Raw genomic sequence first — 20,390 nt, 5'->3', positions numbered from 1 at the left:
TGATCACTGATCACTCGGCGGCATGGGTACTTTCCCGGTGCGTAGGCGCCAGAGCCGGATGTAGCAGCTCTTCTGGGAGCGGCCGAGTTCCTGAGCTGCCAATGCATCGTTGTTCAGGCTCAGCAGCACTCGGTCCTCAGACTCCTTCCAGCGTCGACGGTCGGGTGCGATCCTCATGTCCGCTGGGCGCAGCCAAGTGGCGAGTGATTCGGCGGCCGTCTGCTTCCGCTCCAGCGAAAGGCAGCCTCGGTAGTAGAGATGACTGCCCAATTCCTGGGCTGCCTCCTTCGTGTAGAGGATGTTGTAGATCCCGTCGCGAGTGTTGCGCTTGATGAAGCGCTCGGCTCCCGTGATCTTCTTTGCGTAGAAGCACAGGTAGGCGGCGATGGCCGTACTGGCCGTGGTGAGGGAGATGAAGGTGAAGCCCTTGCCTGTGTAGCCCACTGAACCATCGGCGTCGATTACGCCTCGGAGGTAGTCGCGGCGCGAGAACTCGACGCGCGGCGGGGTGATCTTCTTCGACTTGCGGCCGTAGGGCAGGCCGAGTTGGTTGAGCTTGGTCCTGGCTTCGAGGGAGCACACGGACCAGGTCGCCGAATGGTGGATCTCGGCGAAGTTCGTGGACCGAGTGCGTTCTGTGATGCTGCTGTTGTACGGCGTCAGTCGCTGGAACTCGCGCAGTAGCTCGATGTCCCGCGTATTGATCTCTACCGTCAGGCGCCCTCGCTGCCTGGACTGCTGAGAGAGGTGCCCGTCGGCCTGCAAGAAGCCGAACATGTAGGCATAGTTGGGGTCTTCGAGGTCCATGAACCCCGTCGTGTCGACGCCCAGGGCGTCATCCAGCGTGAATTGGTGCGCGTTAGGCTCGCGTTCAGCCACAGGGAAGTCTGCCTTCCTTGGTGGTCAGGCCCTCGGCCGGGACGGCTATCCCGGCCGAGGGCCGTCGTTTTTGATGTTGTGGCGCGAGCCTAGGTCGGGAGTTCTGGGCCCGTATGGGTGATCTATCCGGTTCACCCTTGTGAGTTACGCGAGCCGCTTCTCCAGCAGCGTCACCGCGTACGGGCTGCCCAAGCCGCCGTCCTTCGTGGACTGTTCGCCGACGACCGTGTAGCCCGCGGCCTGGTAGTACTCCCGTAGGCGTGGGTTGCTGGAGAGGCAGTCCAGGCGGGAGAGGGGGCGGCCGGAGGCTGCGATGCGGCGTTCCGCCTCCGTCAGCATCAGGCGGCCCGTGCCGGGTGGGGCCACCCGGCGGTCGGTCATCAGGCGGTGGATGTAGGCGGCGGTGGGGGGTTGGGGGCCCCAGGCCGCCGGGTCGTCCCACCAGAGTTCCCAGGCGCCCGCGATCTGGTCGCCCAGGAGCGCGAGCCAGACCTCGCCCTCGGTCAGGCGGGTGCGGAAGTGGCGCTCGCCCAGTTGGCCCGGCTTCCATTGGTCGATGCCGTGGGCCTGCTGCCAGCGGGCAGCGTCGTCGCGTAGGCGGACCAGGGTGGGGAGGTCGTTCTCGGTTGCTCCGCGGAAGGTCAGGGGCGGTTCGAGGAGGGCCGTCCGGAGGGACTCCGTGAAGGTGTTGTCCAGGCCGAGGGTGTCGGTGACGTAGGCCTGGATCGAGCCGTGGCGGGTTTTCAGGGTGGAGAGGAACTCCGTCATCACCTCGGCGGGGGCCTTGCCGTAGGCCGGCCAGGTCAGGGTGCGGTTCGGGTTTGCCGTGTGCCAGTCCGACAGGAGGTGGGCCGTTGCCCGTTCTGTGAGGGTGAAGTCCTCGACGATCGTCTTCTCCGGGACTCCCAGGAGGGACAGGACCAGGGCTGCGATCAAGCCCGTGCGGTCCTTGCCCGAGGCGCAGTGGAAGACCAGGGGGGTGTTCGACTCGGCCGACTTCGCGATCAGCTCCAGCGTCTCGCGGATTTCCTTCGTGCCGTCTTCGGCCACTTCCATGTAGCGGGCGGCGAGGTAGGGGCCGGGGGCCACGGACGGCGCCAACGCAGCCTGGTCGTACGGGCGGTGCTCGATGCTCTGGTTGTGGTACGTGAGGGACGGGTGCTCCGGGACCCTGCCTCGCGCCTCGATCTCCCAGGGGTAGCGGAGATCCACGACCGTGCCGATACCGAGGGACGAGAAGCGGTCCCAGTCCGGCGTTCCCGGGGCCAGCTTGCCGAGCGAGTCCGCTCGGAACAGGCGGCCCGGGCGGACCGTTCTGCCGTCCTCGGTCCGATATCCGCCCAGGTCACGGAAGTTGTGCAGACGCTCGAAGCGTATGTGTCTGTTCACATCGCGGGAGCGTACGTCGGCCGTACGCCCGTCGCGATCACTTCGCGTGCGTCACCGCGTAGATCATGACGAACGCCACGATGTGGATGCCGAAGAGGAAGTAGGCCAGGAAGTACCAGACCTTGCGTTCGTTCCTCGTCTCCTCGGCCAGGCGGTGCTTCTCGAGGGAGTCCTCCGGCGACTGCGGTGTTTCCGGCTGCTCCGGCATCACAGCTCCCGGTGGACCTTCGTGTTCGACGCCTGGGCGCGCGGGCGGACCACCAGCAGGTCGATGTTGACGTGGCTGGGGCGGGTGATCGCCCAGGTGATGGTGTCCGCGACGTCGTCGGCGGTCAGGGGGGCCGCCACGCCCGCGTAGACCTTCGCCGCCTTGTCCGTGTCGCCGCCGAAGCGGGTCAGCGCGAACTCGTCCGTCCTGACCATGCCGGGCGCGACCTCGATGACACGGACGGGCGTGCCGACGATCTCCAGGCGCAGCGTCTCGGCGAGGACGTGCTCGGCGTGCTTGGCGGCCACGTAGCCGCCGCCGCCCTCGTACGTGCCGTGGCCCGCGGTGGAGGAGAGCACCACGACCGTGCCGTCGCCGCTCGCGGTGAGGGCGGGGAGGAGGGCCTGGGTGATGTTGAGCGTGCCGATGACGTTCGTCTCGTACATCTGGCGCCAGTCGGCCGGGTCGCCCGTCGCGATCGGGTCGGCGCCCAGCGCGCCGCCCGCGTTGTTGACCAGGACGCCGATCGTCTTGAACGCCGTCGCGAACTCGTCGACCGCCGCGCGGTCCGTGACGTCCAGCGCGTACGCGGCCGCCTCGTGGCCCGCCGCGTTGATCTCTTCTGCCAGCGCCTCGATGCGGTCCTTGCGGCGGGCGGTCAGCACGACGCGGTAGCCGGCCGCGGCGAGTTGCCGGGCCGTCGCCGCGCCGATACCGCTGCTCGCGCCGGTGACGACGGCGATGCGGGAAGGGGCGGAGGGCGCGGTCATGTGTGCTCCTTGGGCGGTGCGCTCGTCTTCTTGGGCGGTGCGCTCGTGTTCTTGGGTGTGCGGCAGTCTTCGCCAGGATAGGCAGGTGGCGGGCGGTGGCGTCGAGCTGTCCGGGTTCCGGGCCCGGTGAGCTGGGCGGTCGGATCCGGTGAGCTGCGCGGTCGGATCCGGTGAGCTGCGCGGTCGGATCCGGTGAGCTCCGCGGTCGGGTTCTGTGGGCTCAGTTGCCGCGTGGCGCGTACATGATGATGGCCATTCCCACGAGGCAGATCAGCGCGCCGGTGATGTCCCAGCGGTCGGGGCGGTAGCCGTCCGCGACCATGCCCCAGGCGAGGGAGCCGGCCACGAAGACTCCGCCGTACGCGGCGAGGATGCGGCCGAAGTCGGCGTTCGGCTGGAGGGTGGCGACGAAGCCGTACACGCCGAGTGCCATGACGCCCGCGCCGATCCAGAGCCAGCCGCGGTGTTCGCGTACGCCCTGCCAGACCAGCCAGGCGCCGCCGATCTCGAAGAGTGCGGCGAGGACGAAGAGGGCGGCGGAGCGGACGATCAGCATGCGTTCACCTTCGCATGGGGGTGCGACAGGGATTGCGACAGGGATTGCGTCACCTGATGGACGGCGCCTGTCGGCGGTCAGGGGTGGGATACATCGGGTGACCCTGTGGTTCGAGCGAAGGAAATGACGTCATGCGGATGCGGATGCGGATGCGGATGCTGTGTGGGGTGGGTGCGGGGGCTCTTCTTGTGGTGGGTGCGGGCTCGCCTGTTGTTGCCCTCGCTCCTGAGGCCGATCTCGCCTACCACGGGTACGTGTCCATGGCCGCGGGCAGCGTCGATGTCCGGCTGACGCCGCAGAACCATGGGCCGAACGCTGTTGCCGATGCGACGGTGCGGCTGCGGTGGTCGGCGGCGCTGGCGGATGTGCAGCGGCTGCCGGAGGGGTGTGCTCGGGTGGAGGCGCGGGCTGTGGTGTGCCGGACGGGGGCGTTGGCGGCGGATGGGCTGGGGGAGGAGATTCGGCTGACGGTGTGGCTTCGGGGGGTGCCGTCGGAGGTCACGATGGAGGTGGACACGGTGTGGAGTGGTGGGGCCGTGGATCGGAACCATGCGAATGATCGGCAGCGGGTGTTGGCGCTGGACACCGGGGATTCGTATGCGTTCTGAGGGGCCGGGTGCGCGTGCGCGTGCGGTGCGGTGCGGTTCGTCGTGGGGGTCGGGGCCGTGCCGGTACGTCCAGCCCGTCGCCGGTGGGCATTACTGCTTGCTGCCATGGCATGAACTTGGCCATAACCACGTAAGCGACGGGCTGGACGTACCGGCACGGCCCCTTCTGTGCGTTGCCGACTGCGGGTGCGTCGTTGTCCCGGGTGGGGGTGGGTGATCGGGTCGGTCCGGTGTGGGTGGGTGTCTGCGTCGTACGATTTCTGTTTCGTGCAGAGGAAAGGTGGGGCATGGCTGGGCGGGAGCGGTTGCTTGGTGAGTTGTCTGTGGTGTCGCGTCGGTACATGGCGTCGTACGCGCTGTTCAACCAGGCCGTTGCCGATCATCTGGGGCTGCATCCGACGGATCTGCAGTGTCTGAATCTGCTCAGCCTGGAGGACGGGGCGGTGACGACCGGGCGGATCGCCGAGCTGACCGGGCTGACGACCGGGTCGGCCACGCGGCTGGTGGACCGGCTGGAGAAGGCCGGGTACGTCGTGCGGGAGCGGGACGTGGTCGACCGGCGGCGGGTGCTTGTGGCGACCGTGCCGGAGAAGATCGTCGAGTTCGGGCGGATGTGGGACCGGCTGGGGGGTGGCTGGTACGCCCTGTTCGATGGGCTTGAGGATGATGAACTCGCCCTGATCATCGGGCATATGAGGCGCACGGTCGATTTCAGTGCGGAGCAGATCGCGCGGCTGCGGGGCGGGGAGTTTCAGGAGGCCTCGGAGGAGGTGTCGTAGTGCTCGCGCGCTTCGTTGACCTCCTCGATGTGTAGTTCCGCCCAGTCCTTCACAGCGGAGAGCAGGCAGCTGAGGCTGGTGCCGAGGGGGGTCAGTTCGTAGTCGACCCGGACCGGTACGGAAGGGGTGACGGTGCGGGCGACGATGCCGTCGCGTTCCAGTGAACGCAGGGTCTGCGTCAGCATCTTGGGGCTTACGCCCGCGATCTTGCGGCCCAGGTCGCTGTAACGCATGGACCCTTCGGCCAGCGCGCTGACGACCAGGCTGACCCACTTGTCGCTGATGCGGTCGAGGAGCTGGTTGGTGGGGCAGCTCCTGATGAACGCGTCGTACTCGATGCGTGCCTGCTTGCGTTGTTGGGCCGCCGTCGTGGTCGCCATGGCTCACCTCCGGGTGACGTACGCACCTTCAGGTGCCTACTTACCAAAGGATAGTAACTCTTCCTAGGGTTGTTGCAGCGGGAGAGATACCCGGTAAATCGCCTTGGAGTGAGGAGAGTTGACGTGCGTGCAGCTGTTGTGACGGGTTTTGGTGGTCCGGATGTCGTGGAGATCGTCGAGGTGGCGGTGCCCGAGCCGGGGGCTCGGCAGGTGCGGATCAAGGTCGCGGCCGCCGCGTTGAATCCGGTCGACGCGGGGGTGCGTGCGGGCGGGTTCGGGGGCGCGGGGAAGAGGTTGGGGCTGGGGTGGGATGTGGCCGGGACCGTCGACGCGACGGGCGTGGCCACGGGGTGGAGTGTCGGCGATGAAGTGGTGGCGCTGGCTTACGGGACCGCCAAGTCCCTTGGTACGCATGCCGATTACGTCGTTGTCGACGCCGATGCCGTGGCCAAGGCGCCCGCTTCGGTCGACGTGGTGCACGCGGCGACCCTGCCGCTGAACGCGCTGACCGCCGCGCAGGCCCTGGACGCGCTGGGACTGGAGGCGGGGCAGAGCCTGGTGGTCACGGGGGCCGCGGGTGCGGTCGGTGGTTATGCCGTGCAGCTCGCCGTCCATCGTGGGCTGTCGGTGACCGCCCTTGCCCGGGAGGGCGACGAGGAGCTCGTACGGTCGCTGGGGGCGGCCCGGTTCGCGTCGGGGGCCGTGGCGGCGGGGAGCGTGGACGGGGTGCTGGACGCGGCGCTGCTCGGTGAAGCCGCCCTGGAGTGGGTGCGGGACGGCGGCGCGTTCGTAGGGGTCATTCCGGGGGCCCACCCCGCGTCCGTGCGGGGGGTGCGGACCGGCGCGGTGGAGGTCGCCCCCGACGGGGCGCGGCTCGCGGAGCTGGCGGCGCTCGTCGACGAGGGGGTGCTGACGCTTCGGGTCGCCGAGACGTACGCCCTGGACGAGGCGGCCAAGGCACACGCGCGGCTGGCGGAGGGCGGGCTGCGGGGGCGGCTGGTGCTTCAGCCTTAAGGGCTCGTATTTCCTTAGTGATGTTGGTCCTCCGGTGCCTTCAGCGGCAGGAGGCGTACGAGGGGGCAGCACAGGAGGGTGACCGCGGCGACGGCGATGAGGCTCATGGTGGTGGCGTGGGCCTCGCCGCCGCCGGTCGGCTTGAGTGCCTTGAAGTAGACGGTGGTGACGGCCGCGGCGCCGATCGCGTTGGCGAGTTGCTGGACCGCGCCGAGCGAGCCGCCGGCGCTGCCCGCCTCGCTCTGCGCGATGTCGCCGATGGTGACGTCGTAGATCGAGCCGAAGCAGGTGCCCATGCCGAGGCCGATGACGAGCAGGGGTGGGACCAGGGCCCAACTGCCGGTGTCCGTACCGGAGGTGGTGACGAGGGCGAGCAGGTATCCCGTCCCGGCGAGGGTGATGAGCAGGCCGAGGAGGACGAGGCGGCGGCCCAGTATGCCGATCAGGCGGTAGCAGGCGATCGCGGCGATGACGATGCCGGCGGACAGGGGCATCAGGCCGAGCGCGGCGCCGGCGGGGGAGCGGCCGAGGGCCTGTTGGAAGAAGAGCGAGACGACGTAGAGGAGTCCGGCGACCGCGGCGAAGAAGACGATGCCGAGGACGAGTCCTGAGGTGAAGCCCCGGTTGTGGAGGAGGGAGGGCTGGATCAGCGGGTTGGCCGCGGTGCGCTGGCGGTGGCAGAAGGCGGCGAAGAGGGTTGCTCCCGCGGCGAGGAGCAGGATGTTCGTGGTCGTCCAGCCGTGTGCCGAGCTCTCGATGAGGGCCGAGAGCAGGGCGAGCATGGTGGCGGCCAGGAGGGCTGAGCCGGGGCCGTCGACGGTGACCGTGCGGTCGCCGGTGTCGCGGGGGAGCAGGCGGGCGGCGGCGAGGAGTGCGGCGCCGCCGAGGACGATGTTGATGAGGAACATCGCGCGCCAGCCGAGGCCGCCGATGTTCGTGTCGATGAGGAAGCCGGCGAGGATCGGGCCGCCGACGGCCGAGAGGCCCATCACCGGGCCGAAGAGGCTGTACGCCTTGCCGATCTGGTCCCGGGGCCAGGTGGCGCCGAGGATGCCGAAGCCCTGCGGGATGACGAGCGCGCCGAAGGCGCCCTGTGCGAGGCGGGCGGCGACGAGTGTCCCCGGGCTCGGCGCGAGGCCGCAGGCGACCGAGGCCGCGGTGAAGCCGGCGAGGCCGGTGAGGAAGAGGGTGCGGCGGCCGTACTTGTCGCCCAGCCGTCCGCCGAGGACCAGCAGCACGCCGAGGGCGAGGGCGTAGGAGGCGCCGAGCCACTGGATGAGGGTGGTGCCGCCGCCGAGGTCCTTGGCGATGGTCGGGGCGGCGATGTTGGTGATCGTGCTGTCGAGGAGGTCCAGGATGTCGGCGGCCAGGACGACTCCGAGGATCAGCCAGCGGGTGCGCGACGACGGGGGCGCGGATTCTTCTTTGGTTTCGTTGGGTTCTTTTGCGTTGTGCAGTGTCTGCGTCACGCAGATAAATGTGGAGCATGGGGGAGGGGGAGGTCAAGTCATTACTCGGCGATGGCGACGATTGCGGCGATGGCGGGGATTGTGGGGGTGGCGGGGGTGACGGGTGTGGCGAATGGGGCGGATGGGGTCAGGTGGACTGGCGGCCGCTCGCGTATGCCGTCGGCGGGACGCCTACCGTCGCCGTGAAGTCCCGTACCAGGTGGGCCTGATCGGCGTAGCCGAGGTCGGCGGCCAGGCCTGCCCAGTCCACCGGCTGGGAGGTCTCGGCTCGTTCCAGGGCCTCGTGGATGCGGTAGCGGAGGATGACCCACTTGGGGCCCACGCCGACGTATCCGGCGAACAGGCGCTGCAGCAGTCGTACGGACATGCCTTCGGCGCGGGCGAAGTCGCCGACGCGGCGGATCGTGCGGTCCGTGCGGATGCGGTCGACGAGGGCCGTCGCCAGATCGGCCTGGGGGTCGGGGTGGGGGCCGAGGGTGTGGACGAAGGCGTCGAGGGCGGCGAGGCGGGCGGCCTCCTCGTCGGGGGCGAGGATCGTGGCGGGGTCCGTGTCCGGGTAGACCTCGGGCCACCATGTCCGCCGGCCCGTCCACTCCGACACCGAGCGCTGCGGGGCGAAGGGGCGGAAGGCGCCGGGCCTGAACTTGACGCCGCACACCCGTCCCCGACCCTCCAGTTTCTGGGTGAACAGGCCGAACTGGACGCCCGCCACCTCGACGGACGGCTCCTGACCCTCGTACTGCTGGAACACGATGTGGACCGAGGGGTGCGGGACCACATGGGAGACGTACGGCTCGGGGAGGTCCCAGTCGATCAGCCAGTAGTGCTCCACGTAAGGGCGGAGGGGTTCGGGGGGTTCGGGGCGTCGGAAGTTCACGCGCGCGAAGAGTTCCGCGGCGTCGACGATGCCACGGGTGTCACGGCGTGGGGCGGCCATGAGGAGATCGTAGGGCGGGGCACTGACAACGCCCCGAGTGCCGGACTGTCGGGCCCCTCGGGCTGCTGGAGTATCTCTGGAATATCTGCGGAGGGGGGATGGTTCGAGGGTATAGTTGAATACTCAACAACCTGGAGGATGAGCGACCATGCAGTTCGGGATCTTCAGCGTCGGTGATGTCACACCGGACCCGACCACGGGCCGGACGCCGAGCGAGCACGAGCGCATCAAGGCCATGGTCGCCATCGCGCAGAAGGCCGAGGAGGTCGGGCTCGACGTCTTCGCGACCGGCGAGCACCACAACCCGCCGTTCGTGCCGTCGTCGCCGACCACCATGCTCGGCTACATCGCCGCGCGCACCGAGAAGCTCGTCCTGTCCACGTCCACGACCCTCATCACCACCAACGACCCGGTGAAGATCGCCGAGGACTTCGCGATGCTCCAGCATCTGGCGGACGGGCGAGTGGACCTGATGATGGGGCGCGGCAACACCGGCCCGGTCTACCCCTGGTTCGGAAAGGACATCCGCCAGGGCATCAACCTCGCCATCGAGAACTACGCGCTGCTGCACCGGCTGTGGCGCGAGGACGTGGTGACGTGGGAGGGCAAGTTCCGTACGCCGCTGCAGTCGTTCACCTCGACGCCGCGGCCGCTGGACGGCGTACCGCCGTTCGTCTGGCACGGCTCCATCCGCTCGCCGGAGATAGCCGAGCAGGCCGCGTACTACGGCGACGGCTTCTTCCACAACAACATCTTCTGGCCGGCCGACCACACCAAGCGGATGGTCGAGCTCTACCGCGAGCGGTACGCGCACTACGGGCACGGCACGGCCGAGCAGGCGATCGTGGGGCTGGGCGGCCAGGTGTTCATGCGGCGCAACTCGCAGGATGCCGTGAAGGAGTTCCGGCCGTACTTCGACAACGCCCCGGTGTATGGGAACGGGCCGTCGCTGGAGGACTTCACCGAGCAGACCCCGCTGACCGTCGGCTCGCCGCAGCAGGTGATCGAGAAGACGCTGGCCTTCCGGGAGTACGCCGGTGACTACCAGCGCCAGCTGTTCCTGATGGACCACGCGGGGCTGCCGCTGAAGACCGTCCTTGAGCAGCTCGATCTGCTGGGCGAGGAGGTCGTGCCGGTGTTGCGCGAGGAGTTCGCCAAGCGGCGTCCGGCCGGGGTGCCGGACGCGCCGACCCACGCTTCTCTTGTCCAGTCCCTCGGTACGGCTTCCCAGGAGGTGACCGTCGTATGAAGATCGTCGTCGTTTCTGCGGGGTTGAGTGTTCCGTCGTCCACGCGGTTGCTGGGGGACCGGCTGGCGGCCGCGACGGTTCGTCGTGCGGGCGCCGATGCCGATGTCGAGGTCGATGTCGAGGTCGTCGAGCTGCGTGATCTGGCCGTCGAGATCGCTCACAACTTCACGAACGGGTTCCCCGGGCGGGAGCTGGCCGCCGCGATCGACGCGGTGACGTCCGCGGACGGGCTGATCGTCGTCACGCCGGTGTTCTCCGCCTCCTACAGCGGGCTGTTCAAGTCCTTCTTCGACGTGATGTCCGGTGGGGACAAGGATGTGCTGGCCGGGAAGCCGGTGCTGATCGCGGCGACCGGTGGTTCGGGTCGGCACTCGCTGGTCCTTGAGCATGCGCTGCGGCCGTTGTTCGCGTATCTGCGGGCTGTGGTCGTGCCGACCGGGGTGTATGCGGCTTCGGAGGACTGGGGGGCCGAGGGGCTGGCGGAGCGGATTGAGAGGGCGGCGGGGGAGTTGGCCGGGTTGATGGTGGGGCTGACGGCGGGGCCGCGGGGGAGTGGGGCGGTGTCGGTGACCGGGGCGGGGGGCCGTTTCGAGGTGATCCCCTTCGCGCAGCAGCTTGCGGCGCTACGGCCGTAGGGCGCCGGGACCTTCTTCGCCCCCAGACCCCGCTAAAAGATTGCGCCACAGTCGTCTGCGGGTGGGTGGGGGTTGCTCGCGCAGTTCCCCGCGCCCCTTTTAGGGGCGCGGGGAACTGCGCAATCTTTTGGACCAGCCCCCACCCACCCGCAGCCGAAACACAACCGAACGGGGTCGAAGGGGCGGAGCCCCTGGGGGATGGGACGGGTAGGGGCGGCGGGGGCGAAAGAAACCGGCGCAGACCCTGCCGCTCCGGCCGCCCCCGAGCCGGGGGGTGTCCCCGGGGCGGCCGGGCGCAGGGACTGTCAGGGCTCGCCCGTCCTGACATACGGGACACAGTGACCCGGGGAGGTAAGGCGACGCGCCAGGCAGGGGTGAGAGGCGGGTAAGAAGGGCGGGGATAGGTCCGCTCATCAGGTCGTACTCGGCCAGGGGCTTGGCAGACTGGTGGGGTGCCCCAGAACGTGCTGCTCGCCGAGGACGACCGTGCCATCCGTCACGCCCTGGAAAGGGCGCTGACACTGGAGGGCTATGAGGTGACGGCCGTCGCCGACGGAGTGGAGGCGCTGGCCCAGACCCACCGCACCCCACCGGACGTCCTCGTCCTGGACGTGATGATGCCCGGCATCGACGGCCTCCAGGTGTGCCGCGTGCTGCGCGCGGAGGGAAACCGCACCCCCATCCTGATGCTCACCGCGCTCGTCGAGACCGCGGACCGCATCGCGGGCCTGGACGCCGGCGCCGACGACTACGTGGTCAAGCCGTTCGACGTCGAGGAGGTCTTCGCCCGGCTGCGCGCCCTGCTGCGCCGCACCGGCAACGGGAACGGCGCCTTCGACGACGTACAGGCATCCGGGTCCAAGGAGGCCCAGGCGTCGAACGGGCAGCTCACCGCGGCCGGGCTGCGCATGGACATCCAGGCGCGGCGCGCGTGGCGCGGGCAGCGGGAGCTGGAGCTGACCCGGACCGAGTTCGAACTCCTCGAACTGCTCGTCCGCAACGCCGGCATCGTCCTCGACCACGCCACGATCTACGACCGGATCTGGGGCTACGACTTCGGCCCGGGATCGAAGAACCTCGCCGTGTACGTGGGCTATCTGCGGCGCAAGCTCGACGAGCCGGGGGGACCGGCACTGATCCACACCGTGCGGGGCGTGGGGTACGTATTGAGGGAGGACTGAGTGGCCCCCGGCTCCACCAAGCCCTCCCGGTCCCTCGCACCCGGCGCACCTGGCGCACCTGGCACATCTGGTCCATCCGGTCGGCTTCGCCGGTTCTCCCGGCTTCGTCTCCGGCGCGTGTCCTCTCTGCGGGCCACCTTCACCGTGTCCTTCGCGGCCGTCGCCGCCGCCGTCACGGTCCTCGTCGGGTTCCTGAGTTACGACGCCGCCGCCCGGCTGGTGCGCGTGGACCAGCAGACCGTCTTCGCCGAGGTCGTGCAGGACCTGCGTGACCAGGTGCGCGAGCATCCGCTGCAGCCGGGCGACTTCGCGTCGTCCGACCCCGACCACGACGGGCCGCTCGACGACATCATCCGGCCCAGCCGTACGGACGTTCAGGTGCTCGGGCCCGGCGGCGCGATCGTGGACCGCGGCAACCCGCAACTGCCCGTGGGCAGCCACGACCGGGCGATCGCGGACGACGGCACGGCGGGAAAGATGGAGGAGCACAAGGAGGTCGACGTCGGCGGCGACCGCTACCGGGTGGCGACCGTCGCGCTCGGCGGCGGGCGGGGCGCGGTGCAGGTGGCGCAGCAGTTCAGCGACACGGAGGATCTGCTGCGGGAGCTGCAGCAGCGGACCGTGCTGCTCGTCGGGGCGGTCGTGATCGCGGCGGGGCTGTTCGGGTGGTGGCTGGCCCGGCGGATCACCCGGCGTCTGGTGCGGCTCGCGGGGGCCGCCGAGGACGTCGCGCGCACCGGGCGGCTCGGTATCCAGGTGCCGGTCACCGGGTACGACGAGGTGGCGCGGCTCGGCCGTTCCTTCGACCGGATGCTGGGCCGGCTCGCCCAGTCCGAGGAGGACCAGCGGCGGCTGGTCCAGGACGCGGGGCATGAACTTCGTACGCCGCTGACCTCGCTGCGTACGAACATCTCCATGCTCCGTCGCATCGACGAGCTGCCGCCCGCGGCCCGGGAGGAGCTCGTCGCCGACCTCGCCCTGGAGTCACGCGAACTGACCGACCTCGTGAACGAGCTGGTCGCCCTCGCGGCCGGGCAGTCCGACACCGAGCCCGTACGGCGGCTCGATCTCGCGGACCTTGCCGAGGATGTCGCGGTCGTTGCCCGGCGGCGGACCGGGCGGGACATCACCGTGCGGGTGAGCGGGGACACGGAGGTCGATGGGCGGCCCACCGCTCTTCAGCGGGCGATTTCCAACCTTGTGGAGAACGCGGCCAAGTTCGATCGGGACGGGAGGGCGCCGATCGAGATCGCGGTTACGGGGATGGGGGGCCGGGGTGTGGGGCTGGGTTCGGGTTTGGGTTCGGGTTCGGGTGGCGGTCGTGGGGGTGCCTTTGATTCCGGCGGTGACGTGCCCGCCGTCGGTCGTCCCGGGCCGGTTCGCGTCGAGGTTCTCGACCGTGGTCCCGGTATCGCGGATGGTGACCTGGTCCGTATCTTCGACCGGTTCTACCGGGCCGCCGATGCCCGGAGCCTGCCCGGTTCCGGGCTTGGGCTGTCCATCGTCCGTGAGGTGGCCACGGGGCATGGCGGCACGCCGTTCGCCTTTCGGCGGGATGAGGGCGGCACGGTGATCGGGTTCACGGTGGACGGGGACGGTCCGGCGGACGAGGGCTGAGGGAGGGGTCTTTCGCCCCCGCCGCCCCTACCCGTCCCATCCGTTCCTGGGGGCTGCGCCCCCAGACCCCCCTAAAAGATTGCGCAGTTCCCCGCGCCCCTGAAGGGGCGCGGGGAACTGCGCAATCTTTTGGACCAGCCCCTACCCACCCGCAGTCAAAACACAACCCACGGGGTCTGGGGCGGAGCCCCAGGAACGGGATGGGACGGGTAGGGGCGGCGGGGGCGAAAACCGTTCTAGCCGACGTGGATGCGTGGGCGTCGTGAGCGGTTGGGTTCTGCCTCGCGGAGGACCTCTCGGGTGACGGGGGCGACCTCGCCCTGGCCGAAGAGGAAGAAGCGGAAGAAGTTGGCGAAGGGGTTGCCCTCGGTCCACTCGAAGTAGATGTGGGGGGTGCAGCCGGTGGTGTCGCGGACGTGGAGGAGGAGGGCGGCGAGGGCGTTGGGGACGGAGGAGGACTCCAGGGTGAGGACGCGGTAGCGGCCGTGCAAGACCTCGCCGCGTACGTTCAGGCCCGCCTCGAATTCCGAAGGGTCGAGGACGGTGACCTCGACGAAGACGAAGTCCTCCTGGGTCGGCAGATCGTTGTCGGCCCGGATCTGCTCGATCTTCTCCCGGTACTCGGTTTTGTCGCGCTTGTCGGGCTCATTGGCGATGAACCGGATCCGGCGGCTGGCCATGTCCCTGATGAAACGTTCGGACATGCCGTCCAGGGTCATGCTGGTGACGCGCAACTCGAAGGCGCGGGCGAGCCGGGACAGGAGCGAGACGAGGATGATGCCCGCGATGAAGCAGGCGCCGATCTTGACGCCGTCGGGGCGCTCGATGACGTTCACGACGGTGACGTAGAGGAGTACCGCGGAGACGATGGCGAAGCCGATCGTCCAGCCGCGCTGCTGGGCGCGGCGGGCGGCGATGGTCACCGCGATCGCGGCGGAGGACATCAGGACCAGGACACCGGTGGCGTAGGCGCCGCCCTGTGCGTCGACGTCGGCGTCGAAGATCCAGGTGACCAGGAACGCGACCAGGGTGAAGACGATCACCATGGGGCGGACGGCGCGGGCCCACTGCGGGGCCATGCCGTAGCGGGGCAGGTAGCGGGGCATGAGGTTCAGGAGTCCGGCCATGGCCGAGGCTCCCGCGAACCACAGGATGGCGATGGTGGAGATGTCGTAGACGGTGCCGAAGGCGCCGCCGAGGTATTCGTGGGCCAGGTACGCGAGTGCGCGGCCGTTGGCCTGGCCGCCGGACTCGAACTCCTTCTCCGGGATGAGGAGCGTGGTGATGAAACTGGTGGCGATCAGGTAGACGCTCATGATCACGGCGGCCGTGGTCAGCAGCTTCTTCGTGCCCCGGATGCGGCCCGTCGGCTTCTCCTCGGTGTCCTCCGGATGTCCCTCGACGTGCGGCATGACCGCCACGCCGGTCTCGAAGCCGGAGAGGCCGAGGGCGAGTTTCGGGAAGACCAGCAGGGAGACACCGATCATGGCAAAAACGTTTCCGTGGGCGGCGGTGAGGCCGGTGGTCCAGTCGGTGACGACGTGCGGTTCCGTCGCAACCTGCCAGAACCCCACCACCACGACTACGGCGTTGAGCGCCAGGTAGATCCCCACCAGGACGACCGCGACCCCGATCGCCTCCAGGAAGCCCTTGAGGAACACCGCGCCGAGCAGGGCCACAAGGATGAGGGTGATCACCATCTGCTTGTCGTGCAGCACGCTGTTGAGGTGGGGGTTCTCCACCAGGTGGGTGGAGGCGTCCGCCGCCGACAGGGTGATGGTGATCAGGAAGTCGGTGGCGGCGAAGCCGAGCAGGGTCAGGACGAAGAGCTTGCCCTTCCAGAACGTCAGCAGCCGCTCCAGCATCGCGATCGAGCCCTCGCCGCGGGGGCTCTCCTCGGCCACTCGCCGGTACACGGGCAGTGCGCCCGCCAGAGTGACGATGACGAGCACGATGGTGGCGATCGGCGACAGCAACCCGGCGGCAAGGGCGGCGATGCCCGGCTGGTAGCCGAGCGTGGAGAAGTAGTCGACACCCGTCAGGCACATCACCCGCCACCACCGCTGCCCCTTGTGCACGGGCTCGGGCACCGGCTCGGCGGCCCGGGGCACCTGGCGGCCCTTGCCCATGTCGGACAGCCCCTCCAGCATCCACGCACGCAGGCGACTCGTGCGGGCGTCGTGGTCGACGGTGGCCATCGGGGTGCTCCTGACGTACGGCTCTTCGAAAGGTTCCGGCCATCAAGGACACGGCAAGCACCAGCGTATGCAGAGAGTGATCCGTGGGCCCATGGGTAGTTGGGCCGAACGCGTCAAAATGGCGTTAAGACCGGGTGGTCGGGCACGGGGGGTGGGCTACGGCCGCTCCGTGTGGGACGGGGTTCCGCCCCCGCCGCCCCTACCCGCCCCATCCCGTTCCTGGGGGCTGCGCCCCCAGACCCCCCTGGGTTGTATGTCGTCTGCGGGACGGTGGGGGCTGGGCGCGCAGTTCCCCGCGCCCCTGAAAGACAAAGGACAAAAGACAAAAGAGCCGGAGGCGGGCCGGGAGCGGGCAGGGGGCGGGCAGGGGGCGGGCCAGGGGCGACGGGGCGCAGCCCCGAGCCGTTAGGGGCGCGGGGAACTGCGCGGCCGGCCCCCACCCACCCGCAGCCGGACGAACCTAGGGCGGGCGGGGATCGCGGGGCAGCCCCGCGCCTTGGGCGGCCCCCTTGGCGGGCGTCAGGCCGCGCGGTATCTGCGGCTCTCTTGCGGACCTTGGGCCGGTGGCGTCAAGGCCCCGTCAAGGTCACCTGAGGAGGCGTCAGGGGCGCGTCAAGGAGTGACGGCGGTGGCCGAAACCGGTCGCAGACTGAGCGGCGCGGGGGACACGGGCGACCGTCCGTGGCGTGACGTTGGAGGGCTCGTGACCATCACGGCCGGTACCAGGCGCGGTCCTGCGGCGGGGGCCAGAACCGGCGCACAGGCACAGCGACAGCGACAGCACGGAACGGTCGCCCCGCCCGGGGGCAGTTCCGGTCCGCGGCCCCGAGGGGGGCCGCGGTCGGGCCGCCCCGGGCGGCGCCTCCATCGGCAGACCGTGGCCGCGCGGGCCGCTCTGCGCCGCCGCTACTGGGCCGCGCTGCCCGCGCGGCTGCGCCTCCTGCGCGCGGTCACGGTCCTGTTCGCCGCCGTCCTCGCCCTGCTGCTCGGGCTCGCCGCGCTCGCCGCCTCCGGTACCTGGAACGCCGTCGCGAACCGCGACGCGCCCCGCACCACCAGCGCCGCCGACCTCAACCTCGCCCTCAACGACATGGACGCGCAGGTCGCCAACCGCCTGCTGTCCAGCGGCGACGCGGGCAAGGGGCGCCTGGAGACGCCGTACCAGAAGGCGTTCGTCTTCTACGGTGACGCCCGCAGGACCATCGGCCACGATCTGCGCGACCTCGCCGTCGCCGCCCAGGGCGACCGGGCCGACGAGCGGACCGTGGAGTCGCTCACGGACAACTTCGCCGAGTACCAGGAACGCATAGGGCGTGCCCTGGAGAACGACTCCCGCGCGGGCGGCAGGGCGGCCGCGCTCGACGACTACCGCACGGCGACCGATCTGCTCCGGGCCACACTCCTGCCGGAGGCCCGCACGCTGGTCGACTCCAACGACCGGGCCTTCGACGCCGAGTACGACCGGGCCCGTTCGACCCTCTTCGTCCAGCTCGCCGCCGTCGTGAATCTCGGCGTGCTGCTGCTGGTCGCGCTCGGTGTCCTTCAGTGGTACCTGGCCCGACGCTTCCACCGGATCCTCAACCCCGGCGTGCTGGCCGCCACGGTGTGCGCCCTGTTCGCCGTGCTCCTCGGCACCCAGGCGCTCGCCGCCTCCGCCGTCCATCTGCGTGTCGCCCGCCACGACGCCTTCGACTCCGTCGTCGCCCTCTCCCGCGCCCGCGCGATCGCCTATGACGCGAACGCCGACGAGAGCCGCTGGCTCCTCGACCCGGACCGGCGCGACCAGTACGGCCCGTCCTTCCTCGCCAAGTCGCAGAAGCTGTACGGGCTTTCGGGCGCGACCCTGTCCGACTACGACGCCGAGCTGAGCCGGACCTGGCAGATGTACGGGACCGATCACCGCGACCTGGAGTTCACGGGCGAGTTCTGGCGCGAGCTCGACAACATCACCTTTGGCGGTGAGCGGGCCGCCGCCGAGAAGACGGTGGAGGCGTACGCCGTCTACCAGCGCGACGACCGGAGGATCCGCGCTCTGGTCGCCGCGGGCAAGGAACGCCAGGCCGTCGAGTTCTGCATGGACTGGCGACCGGGCACGTCCAACGTGCACTTCGCGGCGTGGATGGCCGCGCTGGACGAGGTGACCGACATCAACCGGCAGCATTTCGCGTCCTCGGTCGAGGCGGGTCGTTCCGAAGCCGCCGGGGTGCTGCCCTGGGCGTGTGGGCTGCTGCTGGCGGCCGGTGCGCTGACCTTGCTGGGCCTGCGGCCACGGTTCGCCGAGTTCCGCTGAGGGCTGCGCCCCCAGACCCCCGCTAAAAGATTGCGCAGTTCCCCGCGCCCCTTTTAGGGGCGCGGGGAACTGCGCAATCTTTTGGACCAGCCCCCACCCACCCGCAGTCGAAACACAACCCAACGGGGTCGAAGGGGCGGAGCCCCTGGGGGATGGGACGGGTAGGGGCGGCGGGGGCGGACTACTTCTGGCGGGAGCCGACCCGGGGCTCCGGGCCCTGGGGCTCGCCGCGGCGGAAGGAGCCGGGGGCCCGGGCGGCGGGGCGGTCCGCGTGGGCCGAGGACGTCAGTTGCCAGGGGACGCTGGTGACCATGACACCCGGAGTGAAGAGCAGGCGGCTCTTGAGCCACAGGGCCGACTGGTTGTGGAGGAGGTTCTCCCACCAGTGGCCGACGACGTACTCGGGGATGAAGACGGCGACGACGTCGCGCGGGCTCTCGCGCCGGATGGAGCGGACGTATTCGACGACCGGGCGGGTCACCTCGCGGTAGGGGGAGTCGATGATCTTCAGGGGGACATCGATGCCGTACTCCTCCCAGCGCCCCCGCAACCCCGCCGCCTCCTCGCGGTCCACCGACACCGTCAGCGCCTCCAGCCGGTCGGGGCGGAACGCGCGCGCGTAGGCGAGGGCCCGCAGCGTCGGCTTGTGGATCCTGGACACCAGCACGATCGCGAACACCCGGCTGGGCGGGACGAGTTCGTCGTGCGGGTCGGTGACCGCCAGTTCGGCGGCCGTGGCGTCGTAGTGGCGTCGGATTCCGCGCATCATCACCCACAGCACGATCGCGGCGAGGACGGCCAGCCACGCGCCCTGCGTGAACTTGGTGGCCAGCACGACGACCAGGACGAGGCCGGTGACCACCGCACCGACCGCGTTGATCACGCGGGCCGTGTGGTGACCGCGGCGCGCGGCGGGCGCGAGCTCGGTGCGCAGCACACGGTTCCAGTGCCGGACCATGCCGAGCTGGGAGAGCGTGAAGGAGGTGAACACGCCCAGGATGTAGAGGTGGATGAGGTCGGTGACGTTCGCCTGGAAGCCCCACAGGAGCAGCGCGGCGACGATCGCGAGCGCCAGGATGCCGTTGGAGAAGGCGAGCCGGTCGCCGCGGCTGTGCAACTGGCGGGGGAGGTAGCGGTGCTGGGCGAGGATCGACGCCAGGAGCGGGAAGCCGTTGAAGGCCGTGTTCGCCGCCAGGACCAGGACGAGAGCCGTCGCGGCCTGGATGAAGTAGAAGCCCACGCTGTGCTCGCCGCCGAACACCGCCGCCGCGATCTGCGCGATCACCGTGCGTTGGGTGTAGGAGCCGCAGTCGCCCTCAAGGCCCGTCAGCCGGCACGCGTCGTCCGTGATGTGCACCTTCGTGATCAGCGCGAGCGCGGTGACGCCGACGAACATGACGATCGCGGTGCTGCCCATCGCCGCCAACGTCGTCGCCGCGTTCTTCGACTTGGGCTTGCGGAACGCCGGTACGCCGTTGGAGATGGCCTCCACGCCGGTCAGCGCCGTACAGCCGGAGGAGAACGCGCGCAGCACCAGCATGAGGAGGGCCAGGCCCGCCAGGTTCGCGTCCGACGGGTCCGGCGTGATGCCGTACTGCGCGCTCTCGGCGACCGGCGCGTCCCCGAGGACGTACCGGATCAGGCCCGTGATCACCATGACGAGTACGCCGCCGATGAAGAGGTACGTCGGCGCGGCGAAGGCCCGTCCCGACTCGCGGACGCCCCGCAGGTTCATGGCGGTCAGGATCGCGACGAAGCCGATCGCCATCAGGACGCGGAAGTCCGCCAGTTGGGGGATCGCCGAGATGATGTTGTCGACTCCGGAGGCGACCGAGACCGCCACCGTCATGACGTAGTCGACGAGGAGTGAGGCGGCGACGACCAGGCCGGCCGACGGGCCGAGGTTCGTGGACACCACCTCGTACGAGCCGCCGCCGCTCGGATAGGCGTGCACCACCTGGCGGTACGACAGCACCACGACCGTCATCAGCGCCACCACCGCGGCCGCGATCCATGGCGTGAAGTGCAGATACGCCAGTCCGCCGAGCGTGAGGACCAGCAGGATCTCCTGCGTCGCGTACGCCACCGACGACAGCGGGTCCGAGGCGAAGATCGGCAGGGCGAGCCGTTTCGGCAGCAGCGTCTCGTGCAGCTCTTCGCTGCGCATGGCCCGGCCGATCACCAGCCGCTTGAGGATCTCCGTCACGTTGAACACGGGCGGAGGGTAAGCC

The 20,390-nt window shown here is 69.8% G+C and carries 18 protein-coding genes; 8 read left to right on the top strand and 10 right to left on the bottom strand.

Annotated elements, in window-relative coordinates; all coding sequences use genetic code 11:
* Positions 1 to 3 precede the first annotated feature (3 nt).
* From OIC96_RS20330 to OIC96_RS20310, 5 genes are all read right to left on the bottom strand, one after another.
* Positions 4 to 879: an LAGLIDADG family homing endonuclease gene (locus OIC96_RS20330; RefSeq protein ID WP_406501900.1), complete on the bottom strand. Its 876-nt coding sequence runs from the start codon at positions 877 to 879 to the stop codon at positions 4 to 6.
* A gap of 144 nt (positions 880 to 1,023) precedes the next feature.
* Entirely contained in the window at positions 1,024 to 2,268 is a 1,245-nt protein-coding gene (locus OIC96_RS20325) for a GNAT family N-acetyltransferase (RefSeq protein ID WP_330306479.1), read from the bottom strand.
* 37 nt (positions 2,269 to 2,305) lie between these two features.
* Entirely contained in the window at positions 2,306 to 2,476 is a 171-nt protein-coding gene (locus OIC96_RS20320; RefSeq protein ID WP_330306480.1) for a hypothetical protein, read from the bottom strand.
* Complete coding sequence (locus OIC96_RS20315; protein ID WP_330306481.1) at positions 2,476 to 3,246, bottom strand: SDR family NAD(P)-dependent oxidoreductase; 771 nt, start codon at positions 3,244 to 3,246, stop codon at positions 2,476 to 2,478. The genes OIC96_RS20320 and OIC96_RS20315 overlap by 1 nt, the downstream gene beginning before the upstream one ends.
* 220 nt (positions 3,247 to 3,466) lie before the next feature.
* Complete coding sequence (locus OIC96_RS20310; RefSeq protein WP_330306482.1) at positions 3,467 to 3,802, bottom strand: YnfA family protein; 336 nt, start codon at positions 3,800 to 3,802, stop codon at positions 3,467 to 3,469.
* 137 nt (positions 3,803 to 3,939) lie between these two features.
* Here OIC96_RS20310 and OIC96_RS20305 point away from each other — a divergent pair, with 137 nt between their 5' ends.
* Positions 3,940 to 4,410, top strand: a complete 471-nt coding sequence (locus tag OIC96_RS20305; RefSeq protein ID WP_330310233.1) for a hypothetical protein — start codon at positions 3,940 to 3,942, stop codon at positions 4,408 to 4,410.
* Between the two features lie 287 nt (positions 4,411 to 4,697).
* Positions 4,698 to 5,189, top strand: a complete 492-nt coding sequence (locus tag OIC96_RS20300) for a MarR family winged helix-turn-helix transcriptional regulator (protein WP_330306483.1) — start codon at positions 4,698 to 4,700, stop codon at positions 5,187 to 5,189.
* Here OIC96_RS20300 and OIC96_RS20295 read toward each other — a convergent pair.
* Positions 5,162 to 5,569 (bottom strand): winged helix-turn-helix transcriptional regulator, encoded by a 408-nt coding sequence (locus OIC96_RS20295; RefSeq protein WP_327430696.1) that lies wholly within the window; start codon positions 5,567 to 5,569, stop codon positions 5,162 to 5,164. The genes OIC96_RS20300 and OIC96_RS20295 overlap by 28 nt on opposite strands.
* Positions 5,570 to 5,692: 123 nt before the next feature.
* Between OIC96_RS20295 and OIC96_RS20290 the strand changes: the two genes are divergently transcribed.
* A complete protein-coding gene (locus OIC96_RS20290; protein WP_330306484.1) occupies positions 5,693 to 6,583 on the top strand; it encodes an NADP-dependent oxidoreductase in 891 nt (296 codons plus the stop codon).
* A gap of 14 nt (positions 6,584 to 6,597) precedes the next feature.
* Here the strand turns inward: OIC96_RS20290 and OIC96_RS20285 are convergent, their stop codons facing one another.
* Positions 6,598 to 8,052, bottom strand: a complete 1,455-nt coding sequence (locus OIC96_RS20285; RefSeq protein WP_330306485.1) for an MFS transporter — start codon at positions 8,050 to 8,052, stop codon at positions 6,598 to 6,600.
* Between the two features lie 127 nt (positions 8,053 to 8,179).
* The gene (locus tag OIC96_RS20280) at positions 8,180 to 8,989 is read right to left on the bottom strand and encodes a helix-turn-helix domain-containing protein (RefSeq protein ID WP_330306486.1); all 810 of its coding nucleotides are present in this window, start codon (positions 8,987 to 8,989) and stop codon (positions 8,180 to 8,182) included.
* A 148-nt stretch (positions 8,990 to 9,137) separates the two neighbouring features.
* Between OIC96_RS20280 and OIC96_RS20275 the strand changes: the two genes are divergently transcribed.
* The 4 genes from OIC96_RS20275 to OIC96_RS20260 all read left to right on the top strand — a co-directional run bounded on the left by OIC96_RS20275 (position 9,138) and on the right by OIC96_RS20260 (position 13,671).
* Positions 9,138 to 10,238 carry an LLM class flavin-dependent oxidoreductase gene (locus tag OIC96_RS20275; protein ID WP_330306487.1) on the top strand — a complete coding sequence of 367 codons (1,101 nt, stop codon included), beginning with the start codon at positions 9,138 to 9,140 and terminating at the stop codon, positions 10,236 to 10,238.
* Positions 10,235 to 10,873: an FMN reductase gene (locus tag OIC96_RS20270; RefSeq protein ID WP_330306488.1), complete on the top strand. Its 639-nt coding sequence runs from the start codon at positions 10,235 to 10,237 to the stop codon at positions 10,871 to 10,873. Before OIC96_RS20275 ends, OIC96_RS20270 begins: the two co-directional genes overlap by 4 nt.
* Before the next feature lie 452 nt (positions 10,874 to 11,325).
* Complete coding sequence (locus OIC96_RS20265) at positions 11,326 to 12,054, top strand: response regulator transcription factor (RefSeq protein ID WP_330306489.1); 729 nt, start codon at positions 11,326 to 11,328, stop codon at positions 12,052 to 12,054.
* Between the two features lie 117 nt (positions 12,055 to 12,171).
* Positions 12,172 to 13,671 carry a HAMP domain-containing sensor histidine kinase gene (locus OIC96_RS20260; protein ID WP_330306490.1) on the top strand — a complete coding sequence of 500 codons (1,500 nt, stop codon included), beginning with the start codon at positions 12,172 to 12,174 and terminating at the stop codon, positions 13,669 to 13,671.
* 236 nt (positions 13,672 to 13,907) lie between these two features.
* Here OIC96_RS20260 and OIC96_RS20255 read toward each other — a convergent pair whose 3' ends face one another.
* Complete coding sequence (locus OIC96_RS20255) at positions 13,908 to 15,869, bottom strand: amino acid transporter (RefSeq protein ID WP_330306491.1); 1,962 nt, start codon at positions 15,867 to 15,869, stop codon at positions 13,908 to 13,910.
* 877 nt (positions 15,870 to 16,746) lie between these two features.
* On the opposite strand from OIC96_RS20255, the gene OIC96_RS20250 reads away from it, so the two are divergent.
* Complete coding sequence (locus OIC96_RS20250; RefSeq protein ID WP_330306492.1) at positions 16,747 to 18,159, top strand: hypothetical protein; 1,413 nt, start codon at positions 16,747 to 16,749, stop codon at positions 18,157 to 18,159.
* A gap of 181 nt (positions 18,160 to 18,340) precedes the next feature.
* Here the strand turns inward: OIC96_RS20250 and OIC96_RS20245 are convergent, their stop codons facing one another.
* Positions 18,341 to 20,326, bottom strand: coding sequence for an APC family permease (locus tag OIC96_RS20245; RefSeq protein ID WP_406502276.1), 1,986 nt, complete (start codon positions 20,324 to 20,326; stop codon positions 18,341 to 18,343).
* Positions 20,327 to 20,390: the final 64 nt, after the last annotated feature.

It is taken from the genome of Streptomyces sp. NBC_00775, from assembly GCF_036347135.1.
GTDB lineage: Bacteria > Actinomycetota > Actinomycetes > Streptomycetales > Streptomycetaceae > Streptomyces > Streptomyces lutosisoli.
This window is presented reverse-complemented; position numbering and strand designations above follow the sequence as displayed.

Excerpts from the sequence above, each read along its gene's own strand:
- OIC96_RS20320 (WP_330306480.1), bottom strand. The coding sequence starts at position 2,476 with ATGCCGGAGCAGCCGGAAACACCGCAGTCGCCGGAGGACTCCCTCGAG.
- OIC96_RS20315 (WP_330306481.1), bottom strand. The coding sequence starts at position 3,246 with ATGACCGCGCCCTCCGCCCCTTCCCGCATCGCCGTCGTCACCGGCGCG.
- OIC96_RS20310 (WP_330306482.1), bottom strand. The coding sequence starts at position 3,802 with ATGCTGATCGTCCGCTCCGCCGCCCTCTTCGTCCTCGCCGCACTCTTC.
- OIC96_RS20305 (WP_330310233.1), top strand. The coding sequence starts at position 3,940 with ATGCGGATGCGGATGCGGATGCTGTGTGGGGTGGGTGCGGGGGCTCTT.
- OIC96_RS20300 (WP_330306483.1), top strand. The coding sequence starts at position 4,698 with ATGGCTGGGCGGGAGCGGTTGCTTGGTGAGTTGTCTGTGGTGTCGCGT.
- OIC96_RS20295 (WP_327430696.1), bottom strand. The coding sequence starts at position 5,569 with ATGGCGACCACGACGGCGGCCCAACAACGCAAGCAGGCACGCATCGAG.
- OIC96_RS20280 (WP_330306486.1), bottom strand. The coding sequence starts at position 8,989 with ATGGCCGCCCCACGCCGTGACACCCGTGGCATCGTCGACGCCGCGGAA.
- OIC96_RS20275 (WP_330306487.1), top strand. The coding sequence starts at position 9,138 with ATGCAGTTCGGGATCTTCAGCGTCGGTGATGTCACACCGGACCCGACC.
- OIC96_RS20270 (WP_330306488.1), top strand. The coding sequence starts at position 10,235 with ATGAAGATCGTCGTCGTTTCTGCGGGGTTGAGTGTTCCGTCGTCCACG.
- OIC96_RS20255 (WP_330306491.1), bottom strand. The coding sequence starts at position 15,869 with ATGGCCACCGTCGACCACGACGCCCGCACGAGTCGCCTGCGTGCGTGG.
- OIC96_RS20245 (WP_406502276.1), bottom strand. The coding sequence starts at position 20,326 with ATGCGCAGCGAAGAGCTGCACGAGACGCTGCTGCCGAAACGGCTCGCC.